Source organism: Geobacter grbiciae (assembly GCF_018531165.1).
Taxonomy (GTDB): Bacteria; Desulfobacterota; Desulfuromonadia; order Geobacterales; family Geobacteraceae; genus Geobacter; species Geobacter metallireducens.
Window position 1 is genome coordinate 38,960 of sequence record NZ_JAHDIW010000004.1, and the last position, 14,200, is coordinate 53,159.

At 62.4% G+C, this 14,200-nt stretch carries 14 protein-coding genes; 10 read left to right on the plus strand and 4 right to left on the minus strand.

Annotated elements, in window-relative coordinates:
• Positions 1–13 precede the first annotated feature (13 nt).
• From KJB29_RS07475 to KJB29_RS07490, 4 genes are all read right to left on the minus strand, one after another.
• The gene (locus KJB29_RS07475) at positions 14–766 is read right to left on the minus strand and encodes a class I SAM-dependent methyltransferase (protein WP_215734059.1); all 753 of its coding nucleotides are present in this window, start codon (positions 764–766) and stop codon (positions 14–16) included.
• Positions 767–773: 7 nt separating this feature from the next.
• Positions 774–1,412, minus strand: coding sequence for a CAP domain-containing protein (locus KJB29_RS07480; protein WP_215734060.1), 639 nt, complete (start codon positions 1,410–1,412; stop codon positions 774–776).
• Entirely contained in the window at positions 1,409–2,353 is a 945-nt protein-coding gene (locus KJB29_RS07485; RefSeq protein ID WP_246560871.1) for a PEP-CTERM sorting domain-containing protein, read from the minus strand. Before KJB29_RS07485 ends, KJB29_RS07480 begins: the two co-directional genes overlap by 4 nt.
• Positions 2,354–2,504: 151 nt before the next feature.
• Positions 2,505–3,125, minus strand: coding sequence for a LysE family translocator (locus KJB29_RS07490; protein ID WP_215734062.1), 621 nt, complete (start codon positions 3,123–3,125; stop codon positions 2,505–2,507).
• 266 nt (positions 3,126–3,391) lie between these two features.
• Between KJB29_RS07490 and KJB29_RS07495 the strand changes: the two genes are divergently transcribed.
• From KJB29_RS07495 to KJB29_RS07540, 10 genes are all read left to right on the plus strand, one after another.
• Positions 3,392–3,733 (plus strand): zinc ribbon domain-containing protein YjdM, encoded by a 342-nt coding sequence (locus KJB29_RS07495; RefSeq protein WP_004514388.1) that lies wholly within the window; start codon positions 3,392–3,394, stop codon positions 3,731–3,733.
• Positions 3,734–3,831: 98 nt separating this feature from the next.
• Complete coding sequence (locus tag KJB29_RS07500; protein WP_215734063.1) at positions 3,832–4,491, plus strand: outer membrane protein; 660 nt, start codon at positions 3,832–3,834, stop codon at positions 4,489–4,491.
• A 122-nt stretch (positions 4,492–4,613) separates the two neighbouring features.
• Entirely contained in the window at positions 4,614–5,204 is a 591-nt protein-coding gene (locus tag KJB29_RS07505) for a TetR/AcrR family transcriptional regulator (protein WP_215734064.1), read from the plus strand.
• 53 nt (positions 5,205–5,257) lie between these two features.
• Complete coding sequence (locus tag KJB29_RS07510) at positions 5,258–6,262, plus strand: YhdH/YhfP family quinone oxidoreductase (RefSeq protein WP_215734065.1); 1,005 nt, start codon at positions 5,258–5,260, stop codon at positions 6,260–6,262.
• 27 nt (positions 6,263–6,289) lie between these two features.
• Positions 6,290–6,856, plus strand: coding sequence for a flavin reductase family protein (locus KJB29_RS07515; RefSeq protein WP_215734066.1), 567 nt, complete (start codon positions 6,290–6,292; stop codon positions 6,854–6,856).
• Between the two features lie 32 nt (positions 6,857–6,888).
• Positions 6,889–8,079 carry an MFS transporter gene (locus KJB29_RS07520; RefSeq protein WP_215734067.1) on the plus strand — a complete coding sequence of 397 codons (1,191 nt, stop codon included), beginning with the start codon at positions 6,889–6,891 and terminating at the stop codon, positions 8,077–8,079.
• Positions 8,080–8,090: 11 nt separating this feature from the next.
• On the plus strand, positions 8,091–8,903 hold the full coding sequence (locus KJB29_RS07525; RefSeq protein ID WP_215734068.1) for an epoxyqueuosine reductase: 813 nt from the start codon (positions 8,091–8,093) through the stop codon (positions 8,901–8,903).
• Between the two features lie 83 nt (positions 8,904–8,986).
• On the plus strand, positions 8,987–9,562 hold the full coding sequence (locus KJB29_RS07530) for a TetR/AcrR family transcriptional regulator (RefSeq protein WP_215734069.1): 576 nt from the start codon (positions 8,987–8,989) through the stop codon (positions 9,560–9,562).
• Positions 9,563–9,614: 52 nt separating this feature from the next.
• On the plus strand, positions 9,615–10,823 hold the full coding sequence (locus tag KJB29_RS07535; protein ID WP_215734070.1) for an efflux RND transporter periplasmic adaptor subunit: 1,209 nt from the start codon (positions 9,615–9,617) through the stop codon (positions 10,821–10,823).
• 143 nt (positions 10,824–10,966) lie between these two features.
• A complete protein-coding gene (locus KJB29_RS07540; protein WP_215734071.1) occupies positions 10,967–14,128 on the plus strand; it encodes an efflux RND transporter permease subunit in 3,162 nt (1,053 codons plus the stop codon).
• Positions 14,129–14,200: the final 72 nt, after the last annotated feature.

Below are 14,200 nucleotides of genomic sequence, written 5' to 3' on the forward strand. Positions count from 1 at the left end.
GGGCTCTCTTCTCTTACGCTACCCGCCCTGCCCGCATCACCAGGGGCCACGAGACCTGCCTGACAAGCGCCGGGTCCCCCCAGGCCGTCGCCAGGTTCTCCACCACCAGTTCCAACGGATCGTCCCCCCTAAGCCGCCGGTACTCCTTGACCGCAGACCACGTCTCGAAATATCCCATCAGGTGCCCCAGGTTCCATTCTGCCTTCATGGCGAAAGCCGGGGCCTCGATCTCGGCAAAGGGGAAGGGGAGGGTCCGGTAGCCGGCGTCCACGTGGGCCCGCTCGGGGGGCCAGTAGGGGCCTATGACGTCGCGGTAGAAGCGGCCTATGATCCGGTCGATCTCGTCATCGATGGCGAGGAGCCCGTAGGTGAAGGCGGCAAAGACGGCACCTCCCCGGGCCACCCGGTGCACCTCGGCGTAGAAGCGGCTGAAGTCGAACCAGTGGAGGGCCTGGGCAGCGATCACCAGGTCGACGCTGGCATCGGGGAGGCCGGTTTCTTCCGCCGGTGCCACCCGGTACTCTACTCGCTCGTGGGGAGTGGCGCTTTCGATTTGGGTGGCACTGGGGTCGACGGCGTAGACTCGAACGAAGTGTTCCGCCAGGGCTACCGATGCCTGGCCGGTGCCGCAGCCGCAGTCCAGGGCCGCGTCGCGCCGCGCCGGCAGTCCCGCCAGCCAGGCGAAGAGCTCGGGGGGATAGCCGGGGCGGTAGGAACGATAGACGTCCGATTTCTCGGAAAAATAGTCCTTGAATTGCTGTGCCATGGTGGTTTTACCTCTCAGTGAACCAACCGGCAAAGTCGATGACGCAACTCGTCTCGAAAACCGGGTGGGGACCGCAGGCGATGCCGGCTACCCTGAAGTCGGGGGCGAAGATGTTCTTCCGGTGACCCCGGTCAGGCACTCCGTCGTCGACGATGAGCTGCATCACCACGCGACGGGCATCGTCGGGACCGTAGCTGATGTTCTCGCCAATGGTGCTCTGCCACCGGCCGATCCGTTCGGCCCGGGCTCGCATCTCCATCCTGCCCGAGGCGTGGCCCAGGGCTCCCGTCCGCGCCTGCTCCCGGTTCAGCTCTGCGGCAACACGGGAGAGCCCTTCCGACCAAGTCAGCGGGGGAAGGGGGCGTTGCGCCTCCAGAAACCGCACCGCCTCGTCCACGGCCCGGGTACCCTCCCTGGTGATGTATCGAATCCTGCTGCCCGGCGGGATATGGTACGTTCCCGTGAACTGGGACCGGTAGACGCGCAGGTGTTCGGCGTAGGCCTTGGGGTTGGCCCGGGCCGCGTTCAGTTCGGCGAGCACCCCCCGCGCCAGATCATCCTCGGCCGAGGCCCGGAGCGGCAGGGCGCAGGCGATGGCCATGGCGGCGAGCATTGCCAGGGTTGCGCGCAGAGTGGTGAAAATCATGGAGTATCTTCCCGGTCATCGAGGGTGCGTTTCCTCAGTCTGCACAGGGCCATTACGCTCCCGGCAACGCCAAAGAGGGCCAGGGTGGATGGCTCTGGAGCCGGATAGACTTGCACCGAGCCTGTGCCGGCGAGAACCCAGGGCGAGGCCGGCTCCGGTGAAAAAAAGGCCGGATTGATCCCGAGGTCGCAGGAAAGGACCAACGGCGTTGCAGTACCTTTTTCCAGGTCGCCGGGGTTGAAGATGGGGGAGAGTCCGTGCCCCGTGGCATTGGTCAATACTTCCAGGCCGGCGAAGGCCTGGCCTATGAAGGCTCCGTTCAGCAACTCGGCCATGGTGACGGACTGGTTGGTATGACTGTAAAAATATCCCGAATTCCCAATCCCCGCGGAGAGAAAGGGGAGTCCGTCGGTTGCCCGGGCCACGCTGTCGGCAAGGGTTCCCCCCGTCGTGAAGCTGGTGGCGCTGTTCCCCTGGTCGAGCCAGAGGGCCAGAACCGCACCCGGGTCCAGGATGCTGGCAAGGTTGACAGTGCTTGAACCGACAGTAAATGCCCCCAGGTCAGGGTTGCCGTATTCCGTGTGCACTTGGAATGACGAAGGGTTGAGGGGATCGTATGCATACTGCCCGTTCACCAGATACGGTGGGATGCTCAGCACCTTATGGGCGTAAATCCCGGTCAGTTGCGACGTTGGGCCTGCCGTGAAAATCGTTTCCCCTCCCGCTACGATCCGGTTGACGGATATGATTCCCACCAAGTGATCTCCCGGCGCCAGTTCCAGTCCATTCTTCATGGTTCCGTTCGAATCGAAAAGGTTCTCCACATAACTGAAGCTGAGCGTGTTCAGCGTATGGGACTGGAAGGTTGTCGCCGATGCCGGCACGGTCGTGCCGGTCAACAGCCAAGTCGTGACCAAAAATGAAAAAATCCCTTTTTTCAACAGTATGCCCTCCTCTGCATGGTATGCCACGTTATGTGTCCTTGATGGTAAATCGCAAAGCGTCTTTCTGTATCATGAAACCATTTTTTATGAAAATATTATTATCTGATCCCGCGGAGAGGGGAGAATTCATTTCCGGAACGGGGGGAAATTACCGTTCCGCCAGGGCCAGCCTTACCCCCAGGGACAGGAAAACCCCCGCGGTCAACCAGTCAAAATACCGTGCGATCCGGGGGCGGGCCAGGATGAAGCTGCCGATGCTCCCGGCGAAGTAGCCGAGCAGGCAGAAGATTACCACGGACTGCACCATGAATATGAGTCCCAAGAGCAGCATCTGGAGGGGGACGCGGCCGGCGGTGGGGGCCACGAACTGGGGGAGGAACGCCAGGAAGAACATGGCCACCTTGGGGTTGAGCACGTTCATGATGAATCCCCGCCGGAACAGGGCCGCCGCGGGGAGGTCGTCAGTCGCCGAGAGCCTGATGGCGGACCGTTCCTTCAGGGTTTTGAAGGCCAGGTAGAGGAGGTATGCCGCGCCGGCGGACTTCACCACCGTGAAGGCAATGGCCGAGGAATAGAACACCGCCGAGATTCCAAAGGCCGCGGCCGTGGTGTGGACGGTGACGCCGCTGCACATGCCGAGGGCCGTGACGATGGCCGGCTTTCTCCCCCGGGCGACCCCCTGGGTCATGACGAAGATGTTGTCGGGGCCGGGGGCCACGGTCAGGGCGATGGAGGCGCCGAGGAAGCAGAGCAGGGTATAGAGGGACATGGGGGGTCCTTTCCGTGGGGGAGGGGCGGTCCTCACCCGTCATGCTGATGGCGAATGGCGGGTTCCTTCCGCATTCGTCCTGGTTATGTTTTTGTTCGGACAGGTGCCTGTTATAGCGGAGCGGCTTCCTCGGCGCAAGATGCTCTTTGGGGGTGTGATGTATTCGTAATGCCGGCAGTTAAAAAATTCCGTCGTGCCGATAACCGTGCTATAAGGGGTGCCCGCCGTATATTCCCCCAGCCCATAAAAATCAGAAAGGATGCGCCATGAGCGATATGCCAAAATGTCCACAATGCAGTTCAGAATACACGTACGAAGACGGAACCATGTATGTCTGTCCGGAATGCGCCCATGAATGGGGGAAAGAAACGGCGGCGGAGAGCGGGGACGGGAGCCGCGTGGTGCGTGACGCCCATGGCAATGTTCTCAGTGACGGTGACACGGTTACGGTGATCAAGGACTTGAAGATCAAGGGTTCGTCATCGGTGATCAAGGTCGGAACCAAGGCCAGGAATATCCGCCTCGTCGAAGGAGACCATGACATCGACTGCAAGATCGACGGGATCGGTGCAATGCAGTTGAAGTCGGAGTTCGTAAAGAAGGCGTAACCGACTGGTTTGCCTCCATTCAGGCCCGGGATGTAAACTGCACCCCTCCTTTTGCGTTATACTGATTACATTCGGCATACCATTCAAGGAGGATAACCATGAAGAGAATTCTCATTGCCGCTGCCGCCATCGCCATCTGGGGAATGCCCGCCATGAGCCAGGCAACGCCTGCCCGGCCCGGGGGGTATTTTTCCGGTTTCCTCGGGGTGAGCATCCCCCGGGACGCCGACGTTTCCGGCACCGATTCCGGTACATCCTTCAACGACCGGGTGGAGTTCGATCCCGGCATTGCCGTCGGTGGCACCGCCGGGTATGATTACGGCTTTCTCCGCCTGGAGGGGGAGCTTTCCTACCGGCATTCTGAGATCAAGTCCGTCACTGCTTCGGACGGGTACCGCTTCCACGGCGTGGATGGTGATCTCGGTGCGCTGGCGGTTATGGCCAACGCCTTTGTCGATATGCACAACCAGAGCCCCATTACCCCCTACGTGGGAGGAGGCGTCGGCTTCGCCGTGCTCAATCTGGGTAATACCACCAGTACTGAATTGGACCCCCTCTATGAGAAGGGGGACGACACCGTTTTCGCCTACCAGGCGGGAGCCGGGGTGGAGATAGCCCTCAACCCGATCATGTCCCTTGACCTGGGATATCGCTATTTCGGCACCTCAAAGGCCACCTTCGACGAAGGTGTGGTGACGGCGACCAAGTTCAGGTTCGAGAGCCACAATGCGCTGATGGGGCTCAGGGTCAAGTTCTAGATTTATTCGGTAGCGCCCGGAAAAGCCCGCCATGTGCGGGCTTTTCCGTTTGTGATAGGAACAACCATTCACTCTAAATTCCCTCCTTGACTTTGTAGACGACCGGTCTAATAATGATCCCCATGGATAAGAACGAAACGAGAGCAACCATCATCCGCATCGGCACCGACCTCATCGGCCGTCAGGGGTTCAACGCCACCGGCATTGATGCGGTGCTGAGGGAGGCTGGTGTACCCAAGGGCTCATTCTACTACTATTTCAGGAGCAAGGAGGAGTTCGGCCTGGCGGTGATTGACCACTTTGCCGAGCGCTACGACCAGCGGCTCGACACCTTCCTGAACGACGATGAGGTGACACCACTGAACCGGCTCCGTAATCTGCTGGAGAGCGGCCTGGCGCGCCTGGAGCAGAACCAGTGCGCCAAGGGATGCCTCATCGGCAACCTGGGGCAGGAGCTGGCCGACCAGAACGAACGCTTCCGGGCGAGGCTCGAAGAGGTGTTTACCTCGTGGAAGGAGCGCTACGCCGCCTGCCTGCGGGAGGCCCAGCGTGCAGGGGAACTCGCACCGGAGCTTGACCCGTCCGTGGTGGCGGGGTTCATTCTCTCCGGCTGGGAAGGGGCTGTCCTCCGGGCCAAGGTGATGAAGTCGCCCCAGCCCCTGCGGGATTTCATCGCCCCGCTTTTTGCAACGGTGCTGCGCGAGCAGGTGTGAAAATTTTTTTCGGCAACTAGACGACTGGTCTAATTTGAGAAGGGGAGGGGAGCATGGGAAACTCGGTATTCAAGGCGCTGGTGGTGGAGAAGACCCCCGAGAAGCAGTTCGTGCGGGAGATCCGCGAGCGGAGCATCGACGACCTGCCGGCCGGCGACCTGATGGTGCGGGTCCACTACTCCTCCCTCAACTACAAGGACGCCCTTTCGGCCACGGGGCACCCCGGGGTGACGCGGCAGTACCCTCACACTCCCGGCATCGACGCGGCGGGTGAGGTGGTCTCCTGCGAAAGCGGTGCCTTCGCCCCGGGCGACAAGGTTGTTGTCACCGGCCACGACCTGGGGATGGAAACCGACGGCGGCTGGGGGCAATACATCCGCATCCCGTCGGCGTGGGCGGTGCGGCTGCTCGAGGGGTTGACGCTGCGCGAAGCCATGGCCCTCGGCACCGCCGGTTTCACGGCGGCCCTGTCGGTGCTGAAGCTGGAGCGGGCCGGGGTGAGGCCCGATGACGGCGATATCCTCGTGACCGGCGCCACCGGCGGGGTGGGGAGCATCGCGGTTTCCATCCTCTCCCGGGCGGGCTATCGGGTGACGGCAGCCACCGGCAAGGAGTTCGACGAGGATTTTCTCAAGGGGCTCGGCGCGACAGCCGTGATCGGCCGTGACGACGTGACGGCCGGCGCGGAGAAGGCACTCCTGGCCGAGCGCTGGGCCGGTGCGGTCGATGTGGTCGGCGGCCAGACCCTGGCTGCGGTCCTGAAGAGCACGAAGTACGGCGGTACGGTCACCTGCTGCGGGCTCGTGGGGTCGCCGGAACTGCCGATGAACGTCTACCCGTTCATCCTGCGGGGGGTGAGCCTTCTGGGGATCGATTCGGTCCAGTGCCCCCGGGGGCTTCGCGAGGAGGTCTGGCAGCGGCTTGCCACCGCTTGGAAGCCCTCCCGGCTCGACGAGATGGTGACGGAGTGCACCCTGGCGGGGCTGGAGGTGATGACCCAGGCGATTCTCCATGGGGGGATCACGGGGCGTGTCGTGGTTAACCTGCTGGAGAGCTGAAAATCTGATTTGCGAGAGGAGAATACCATGAAGCAATCCCTGGGGGCCAAGACCCTCCTTTTTCCGGCTCCTGTCTTGATGGTCGGCACCTATGACCACGAGGGGAAGCCAAATCTGATGAATGCCGCTTGGGGCGGAATCTGTTGTTCCCAGCCCCCGTGCGTTGCGGTATCCCTGCGCAAGGCGACCTATTCCTACGCTTCGATCGTGGAGCGCAAGGCCTTCACTATTGGAACTCCGTCGGAAACCGCCATGAAGGCGGCCGATTACGTCGGCATTGTCTCGGGGCGCGACACGGATAAATTTGCCGCTACTGGACTTACGCCGGTAAAAAGTGAACTTGTGGATGCCCCCTACGCGGCGGAGTTCCCCTTCGCCCTTGAGTGCCGGCTGCTTCACACCCTGGAAATCGGCCTTCACACCCTGTTCGTCGGCGAAATCGTGGACGTTAAGGCGGACGCCGAGGTGCTCGGCGACGACGGCCTCCCCGACATCCTGAAGCTCAAGCCCCTCGTCTTTGACACTGGCCATCGGGGTTACCACGGTGTTGGTCCGCTGCTGGGCAAGGCGTTTGCCGTGGGGAAAGAGCTATGAATTCGCCCAAGGGGCTGAAGGGGTAGGTGCCCATGGAATCACGGGAACACCGGGCGGGAAAACTCCTGCTGCTCGCCTGCGTCATCAGCTTTGTCTGTTTCTTCGGCTCCTACATGAGGATTCCGATCGTCCCCCTCTTTGCCACGTCGCTGGGGGCGGACACGGCGCAGGTGGGACTCATCAACAGCGCGTTCATGCTGATGGCGGGAGCGCTCTCCATTCCCTCGGGACTCGTCTCCGATCGACTGGGGCGGCGGATACCGCTCCTGGGAGGGCTGATCCTCCTGGCCGGCTCGTCGTTTCTCCTCTACTGGAGCAACACCCCCCTGCAGATGGGGGGGATCTATCTCCTCTTCGGCATCGGGCTGTCGGCCTTCTCGCCGACCCTCATGTCGTACGTGGCCGACGTTACCCCGCCGGAGGTGCTGGGTCAGGCCTACGGCTGGTACACCATGGCCCTGTACGGCGGCATGACTCTCGGCCCCGCTGCCGGCGGTTTTCTCGGCACGGCGCTGGGGCTTCGGCCGGTCTTTCTCGTGGCGGGGGGGCTGATCTTCGCCATGTTCGTCGTGGCACTCATCTTCCTCCCCGCACCTTCCCCGGACCAGGCACGCGGCGTTGCCCGTCCCGCCATCCTGCCGGCCCTTACGGGGCTCATGCACAACCGCCGGCTCGTCGCCTGCCTCGTCGCAACACTCGGCACCTGCTTCGGTTTCGGCATGTTCGTCACCTTCATGCCTCTTTACATTCGGAGCCAGGGGATGCATTCGGGACACGTGGGGTTTGTCTTCGCGGCCCAGGCCCTGGCTAACGCCATTTCACGCCTCCCCTCGGGGAAACTGAGCGACCGGGTGGCTGACCGGAGTATCCTGGTAACTGGAGGGCTTGCCATTTTCGCCCTGGCCCTCGCCTCCTTCGGCCTCTGCCGGTCCGTGGTCCCGCTCATGGGGGCCGCGGCGGTCATGGGGATCAGTATGGGGGTCGCCTTCACCGCCGTCTGTGCGCTGATCGCCGATGTGGTGCCCCGGGAGCAACGGGGGCTCGCCATGGGCTGCTACAATACCTGCGTTTACGTCGGGATGATGCTCTGCGCCGCCGGCATGGGGGCTTTCATCCGGGAGGAAGGCTTCAGGATCGGTTTTTTCCTGAATGGCGTGGTCGGGGTGGCGACGTTGCTGCTTTTCGTCACCCTCTACCGTCGGCCCGAGCCGGCAGCAGCATGAAGGAGGTCGAGATGGAGGAAGCACTACGTGCCGAGGTCGGACGTTTTGTGGCGGAGAGCCCGGAAAACCGCTTCCCTGATGACAGCGGACCCTACTTCGACGACCCCCTCGTGGGCTTCGCCGCAGCCGATGACCCCCTCTTCACGGACTACAAGCACATCATCGGCGACTTTCACCTGACCCCGACAGAGCTGCTGGACGGGGCGGCAACGGTCATCGTCTGGGTCCTGCCGGTCACGGAGGGAACGCGGATGAGCAACCGCCTGGAAAGCCAGTGGCCCTCCCGCAGGTGGGCCCTCACCCGGACCCACGGCGAGGCCCTGAACGGCGCGCTCCGGCGGCATCTGGTGGCGTACCTGGAGGGGATCGGCCACCGGGCCGTGGTGCCCCAGTACGCCCCCGCCTGGAAGGAATTCGCCGCTACCCCCGTGGGGATCGCCTCCACCTGGTCCGAGCGCCACGCCGCCTACGCGGCCGGACTCGGCACCTTCAGCCTTTCCGACGGCCTCATCACCGAGCGGGGGATAGCCCATCGCGTGGGGAGCGTCATTACCGACCTCACGTTGCCTCCTACTCCGCGCACCGCGCCGGATCACCGCCACAACTGCCTCTGGCACCGGGAGGGGACCTGCGGCGTCTGCATCGGCCGCTGCCCCGTGGGGGCCATCACCTTCAACGGCCACGACAAGTCCCGGTGTCGGGATTACGTCTACGGCGCCGTTCCCGAGGCGGTGGGCGAACGCTACGGTGTCCCCTATACCGGCTGCGGCCTCTGCCAGACCCGCGTACCCTGCGAGTCGGCGGTACCCCGCGGAAGAAAGTAATAATTTTTTCTGGACAAGACGTGGCTGATTAATTAAAAATGGAATGAACGTTCATTCTGTTGTTGTAGACAAAGAGGTCTGCCATGTCGAAAGTAGAAAAGCGCGACGAGATAGTCCGTGCGGCCCTTGAGCTCATCGCCGAGCACGGCTTCCACGGAGCCCCCATGGCCATGATCGCCGACCGGGCAGGAGTAGGGGCCGGGACGATCTATCGCTATTTCGAAAACAAGGATGTGCTGATCAGGGAACTCTATCGGGATATGGAAGGAAGGATCTATCCGTTCATCACCGAGGGGTACGTGGAGGTTAAGGCATTTCGGGAACGGTTCATTCATCTCGGTTCGGCACTCCTGCGGTACTTCATCGAAAACCCCCTCGATTTCCGGTACCTGGAGCAGTTCCATAATTCTCCGTACGGCCTGGAATACCGTCGGGACCGGCTCCTTGGGGAACGGGAAGGGTGCGACGTCTACCGGGAACTGTTTGATACGGGGATTGCCCAGCAGGTCCTGAAGGATGTTCCCTTGCCAATACTCTTTGCCCTGGCATTCGGCCCGCTTCTTTCCGTAGCTCGGGACCACATTCTCGGGTTCATCGTGCTGGACGATCTCCTTATCGCCCGGACCATTGAGGCCTGCTGGGACGCAGTCAGGCGCTAGTGTGAGTCAGTTTGAGAATGAATATTCATTCAAATACCGTGAAGAGGTGTCTATGCAAGCCATGTACAGAACACGACTGATTACCGTTGCGGGGCTTCTTGCCATCGGGATGATGGTGGGAGGGTGCGGCAAGAAAACCAACGGCGCCCCTCCTCCCAGCGGTCCCCCCGAAGTGGGAGTGGTTACGATTCAGCCCCAACGGGTGGAGCTGACGACTGAGTTGCCGGGCCGCACCTCGCCTCACCTGATCGCCGAGGTCCGTCCCCAGGTCAGCGGCATCATCCAGAAACGCCTCTTCACCGAGGGATCCGACGTGAAGGCGGGGCAGGTCCTGTACCAGATTGACCCCTCCACTTATCAGGCGGCCTTTGCCAGCGCCAAGGCGACCCTTGCCCGGACGGAAGCCAATCTCATCCCGGCGCGCCTCAAGGAAGAGCGCTTCCGTGATTTGGTGAAGATCAAGGCCGTGAGCCAGCAGGACTACGACGACGCCAACGCCGCCCTCAAGCAGGCCGAGGCCGACGTCGCCTCTGCCAAGGCAGCGGTTGAGACGGCCCGCATCAACCTGGGCTACACGAAGGTGACCGCCCCCATCTCCGGCCGGATCGGCCGTTCCACCGTGACCGACGGGGCTCTGGTGACGGCCAACCAGCCCACGGCCCTGGCCACCATCCAGCAGCTCAGTTCCATGTATGTGGATGTCACCCAGTCCAACGCCGATCTGTTGAAGCTGAAGCAGAACCTGGCCAGCGGACTGATGAAACACGACGGTGCCGCCCAGGCGCGGGTCAAGCTTCTGCTGGAGGACGGCAGCCCCTATCCGCTGTCGGGAACTCTGAAATTCTCGGAAGTCACCGTTGACCAGAGCACCGGTTCCATCACCCTGCGGGCGGTCTTCCCGAACCCGAAGCAAATCCTCCTGCCGGGGATGTTCGTGCGGGCCATCGTTGAGGATGGTGTCAGCGAGCAGGCGATCCTGGTCCCCCAGCGGGGCGTCACCCGTAACCCGAAGGGCGATGCCACGGCTCTGGTGGTGGGGGCCGAGAACAAGGTGGAGTCACGGGTCATCAAGGTCGCCCGGACCGTTGGGGACAACTGGCTGGTGAGCGACGGGCTCAAGGCCGGTGATCGGGTCATCCTGGAAGGGATTCAGAGGGCAAAGCCGGGCACGCCGGTCAAGGCGGTGCCGTTTGGGGTAAAGCCGGAGACGGCTCCAAGCGGAGCCCAGCAGCCGGCCGCGGTAGCCCCCAAAGAGAAGTAGTACAGAGTTCCTTCTCCCCGTGGGAGAAGGTGGCCGAAGGCCGGATGAGGGGGATAGAGGAGGCCTTTGAGTCCTTTCCCCCTCACCCTAGCCCTCTCCCTCAGGGAGAGGGGACAGTTTAATCGACTCCAAGGAGCTCTTCCATGTCCCGCTTTTTCATAAACCGACCCATCTTTGCCTGGGTAATCGCCATCATGGTCATGCTGGCAGGCCTCCTGGCGATCAAGACCCTGCCGGTCTCCCAATACCCTCCCATCGCACCGCCCCAGATCACCATCAACGCCATGTATCCCGGCGCCTCGGCCCAGACGGTGCAGGATACGGTAACCCAGGTGATCGAGCAGAAGCTGAACGGGATCGACAACCTGATCTACATGTCCTCCTCCAGCGACTCGGCCGGCGCCGTGGCCATCAACCTGACCTTCAAGGCCGGCACCGACCCGAACATCGCCCAGGTGCAGGTGCAGAACAAGCTGCAGCTCGCCACGCCGCTCCTCCCTCAGATCGTCCAGAAGCAGGGGATTCAGGTGGTCAAGTCCACCAAGAACTTCCTCCTGATCGTCGGGGTCGTGTCGGAGGACGGCTCCATGGACCGCCCGGCCCTGACCGACTATCTGGTTGCCAACGTCCAGGACACCATCAGCAGGACGGAAGGGGTCGGCGAGGTGACGGTCTTCGGCTCCCAGAACGCCATGAGGATCTGGCTCAACCCGGCCAAGCTCAACAACTACCACCTCACCACCAACGACGTCATCGCTGCGGTGCAGGCCCAGAACGCCCAGGTGTCAGCCGGCCAGTTCGGCGGGAACCCGGCGCCCCCGGGACAGCAGTTGAACGCCACCATCACGGCCCGCACCCTCCTCCAGACCCCGGAGCAATTCAACGCCATCATCCTGAGGGCCAACCCCGACGGTTCCACGGTGAAGCTGAAGGATGTGGCCGAGTGTAAGATCGGCACCGAGAACTACGATATCGAAGCCCGTTTCAAGGGAAAACCGATGGGGGGGATGGCGCTGCGCCTGGCCGCCGGTGCCAACGCCCTGGATACCGCCGACCGGGTCAAGGCGAAGATGGCGGAACTGTCGAAATACTTCCCCGCCGGCATGCAGTTGGTCTACCCCTATGACACCACCCCCTTCGTCAAGATCTCCATTGAAGAGGTGGTCCAGACCCTGATAGAGGCGGTCTTCCTCGTCTTCATCATCATGTTCCTCTTCCTGCAGAACATCCGGGCCACCCTGATCCCCACCATCGCCGTTCCGGTCGTCCTGCTCGGCACCATGGGGGCGTTGTCGGCCGCCGGCTTCTCCATCAATACCCTGACCATGTTCGCCCTGGTCATCGTTATCGGCCTCCTGGTGGACGACGCCATAGTCGTTGTCGAGAACGTGGAGCGGATCATGTCCGAGGAGGGGCTTTCGCCCCACGACGCCACCGTCAAATCCATGGGGCAGATCACCAGCGCTCTCTGGGGGATCGCCACTGTACTGACGGCGGTCTTTCTGCCGATGGCCTTCTTCGGCGGTTCCACCGGCGTCATCTATCGCCAGTTCTCGATTACCATTATCTCCGCCATGATCCTCTCGGTGATGACGGCCCAGATTCTGACGCCGGCCCTCTGCTCCACCCTGCTCAAGCCGGTGGAGAAGGGGCATGAGGCGTGCGAGACCGGCTGGTTCTGCGGATTCTTCCGCTGGTTCAACAAATGCTTCAACTGGGGTAGAGGCAAATATGAAGGGATCGTCGGCCGTTCATTCGGCAGGCCGGTGCGCTACCTGGTGATTTACGGGGTCATCGTGGCGGCCATGGCGTTCTTCTTCCTGCGCCTTCCCACCGCATTCCTCCCCGACGAGGACCAGGGGTTCATCGTCTGCCAGGTTCAGCTCCCTGCAGGGGCTGCCCAGGAGCGGACCATCACGGTGCTCGAGCAGCTTGAACACCACTTCCTGGAGAAGGAGAAGAAGTCGGTGGAGACGATCATCACCGTTGCCGGCTTCAGCTTTGCCGGCCGGGGCCAGAACATGGGGCTTGCCTTTGTCAGGCTCAAGGACTGGAAGCTGCGTCCGACCCCCGACATGAAGGCGCCGGCCGTTGCCGGACGGGCCATGAAGGCTTTCTCGCAGATCCGCGACGGCCTCGCCTTTGCCTTTTCACCGCCGGCGGTGGTGGAGCTGGGCCAGGCCAACGGCTTCGACTTCCAGTTGCAGGACCGTGCCGGCCTTGGCCATGAGAAGCTGATGGAGGCCCGCAACCAGCTCCTCGGCATGGCCATGAAGAACCCCAAGCTGATCGCGGTGCGCCCCAACGGGCAGGATGATTCGCCCCAGTTCAAGCTCGACATCGACGACGTGCGGGCCGGGGCCCTGGGGGTCAACCTGGCCGATGTCAACAGCGTACTGGCCACGGCCTGGGGAAGCTCCTACGTCAACGACTTCATCGAGAACGGCCGGGTGAAGAAGGTCTATCTCCAGGCTGAACCCAGGTCCCGCATGCTGCCGGAGGATATCAACAGCTGGTACGTGAGCAACAGGAACGGCGAGATGGTGCCGTTCTCGGCGTTCGCCACCGCCCACTGGAAGTACGGCTCGCCGCGCCTGGAGCGTTACAACGGCATTCCGTCCGTGGAGATCATGGGGCAGGCGGCGCCCGGGGTGAGCACCGGCGAGGCCATGGTCGAGATGGAGAAGATGGCGGCCCAGCTTCCGCCGGGGATCGGTTACGAGTGGACCGGACTCTCCTACGAGGAAAAACAGGCCGGCAAGCAGGCCCCGGCCCTCTACGCCATCTCGCTCCTGGTGGTGTTCCTCTCCGTGGCGGCCCTCTACGAGAGCTGGACCATTCCCTTCGTCAACCTGCTGATGCTTCCCCTCGGCCTGGTGGGGGCGGTTACCGCGGTGAAGCTGCGGATGCTCCCCAACGACGTCTACCTCCAGATCGGTCTCCTGACCACCGTGGGCCTGTCGACCAAGAACGCCATCCTGATCATTCAGTTCATCAAGGAGCAGATGCACCAGGGGCATGAACTGGTGGAGGCGACTCTGGCGGCGGTGAAGATCCGGCTGCGGCCGGTCATCATGACCTCGCTGGCCTTCTTCTTCGGCACCCTGCCGCTGGCACTCACCAAGGGGGCCGGGGCCGCGGCCCAGAACGCCATCGGCACCGCCGTGACCGGGGGGCTCCTCTCGGCCACCTTCATCGACCTGATCTTCATTCCGTTCTTCTTTGTGATGGTGTCGAAAGCCTTTGCCAGAAAAAAGCAGCCTTCCGTACAGCCGGCCGCTGAAGCAGCATCGGAGGTGAATTGAATATGGGAAAATTCGAAATAACACGGAGCAACGGAGCAATGGAGGGGAAATTGGATCCTGCGGCACAATTTT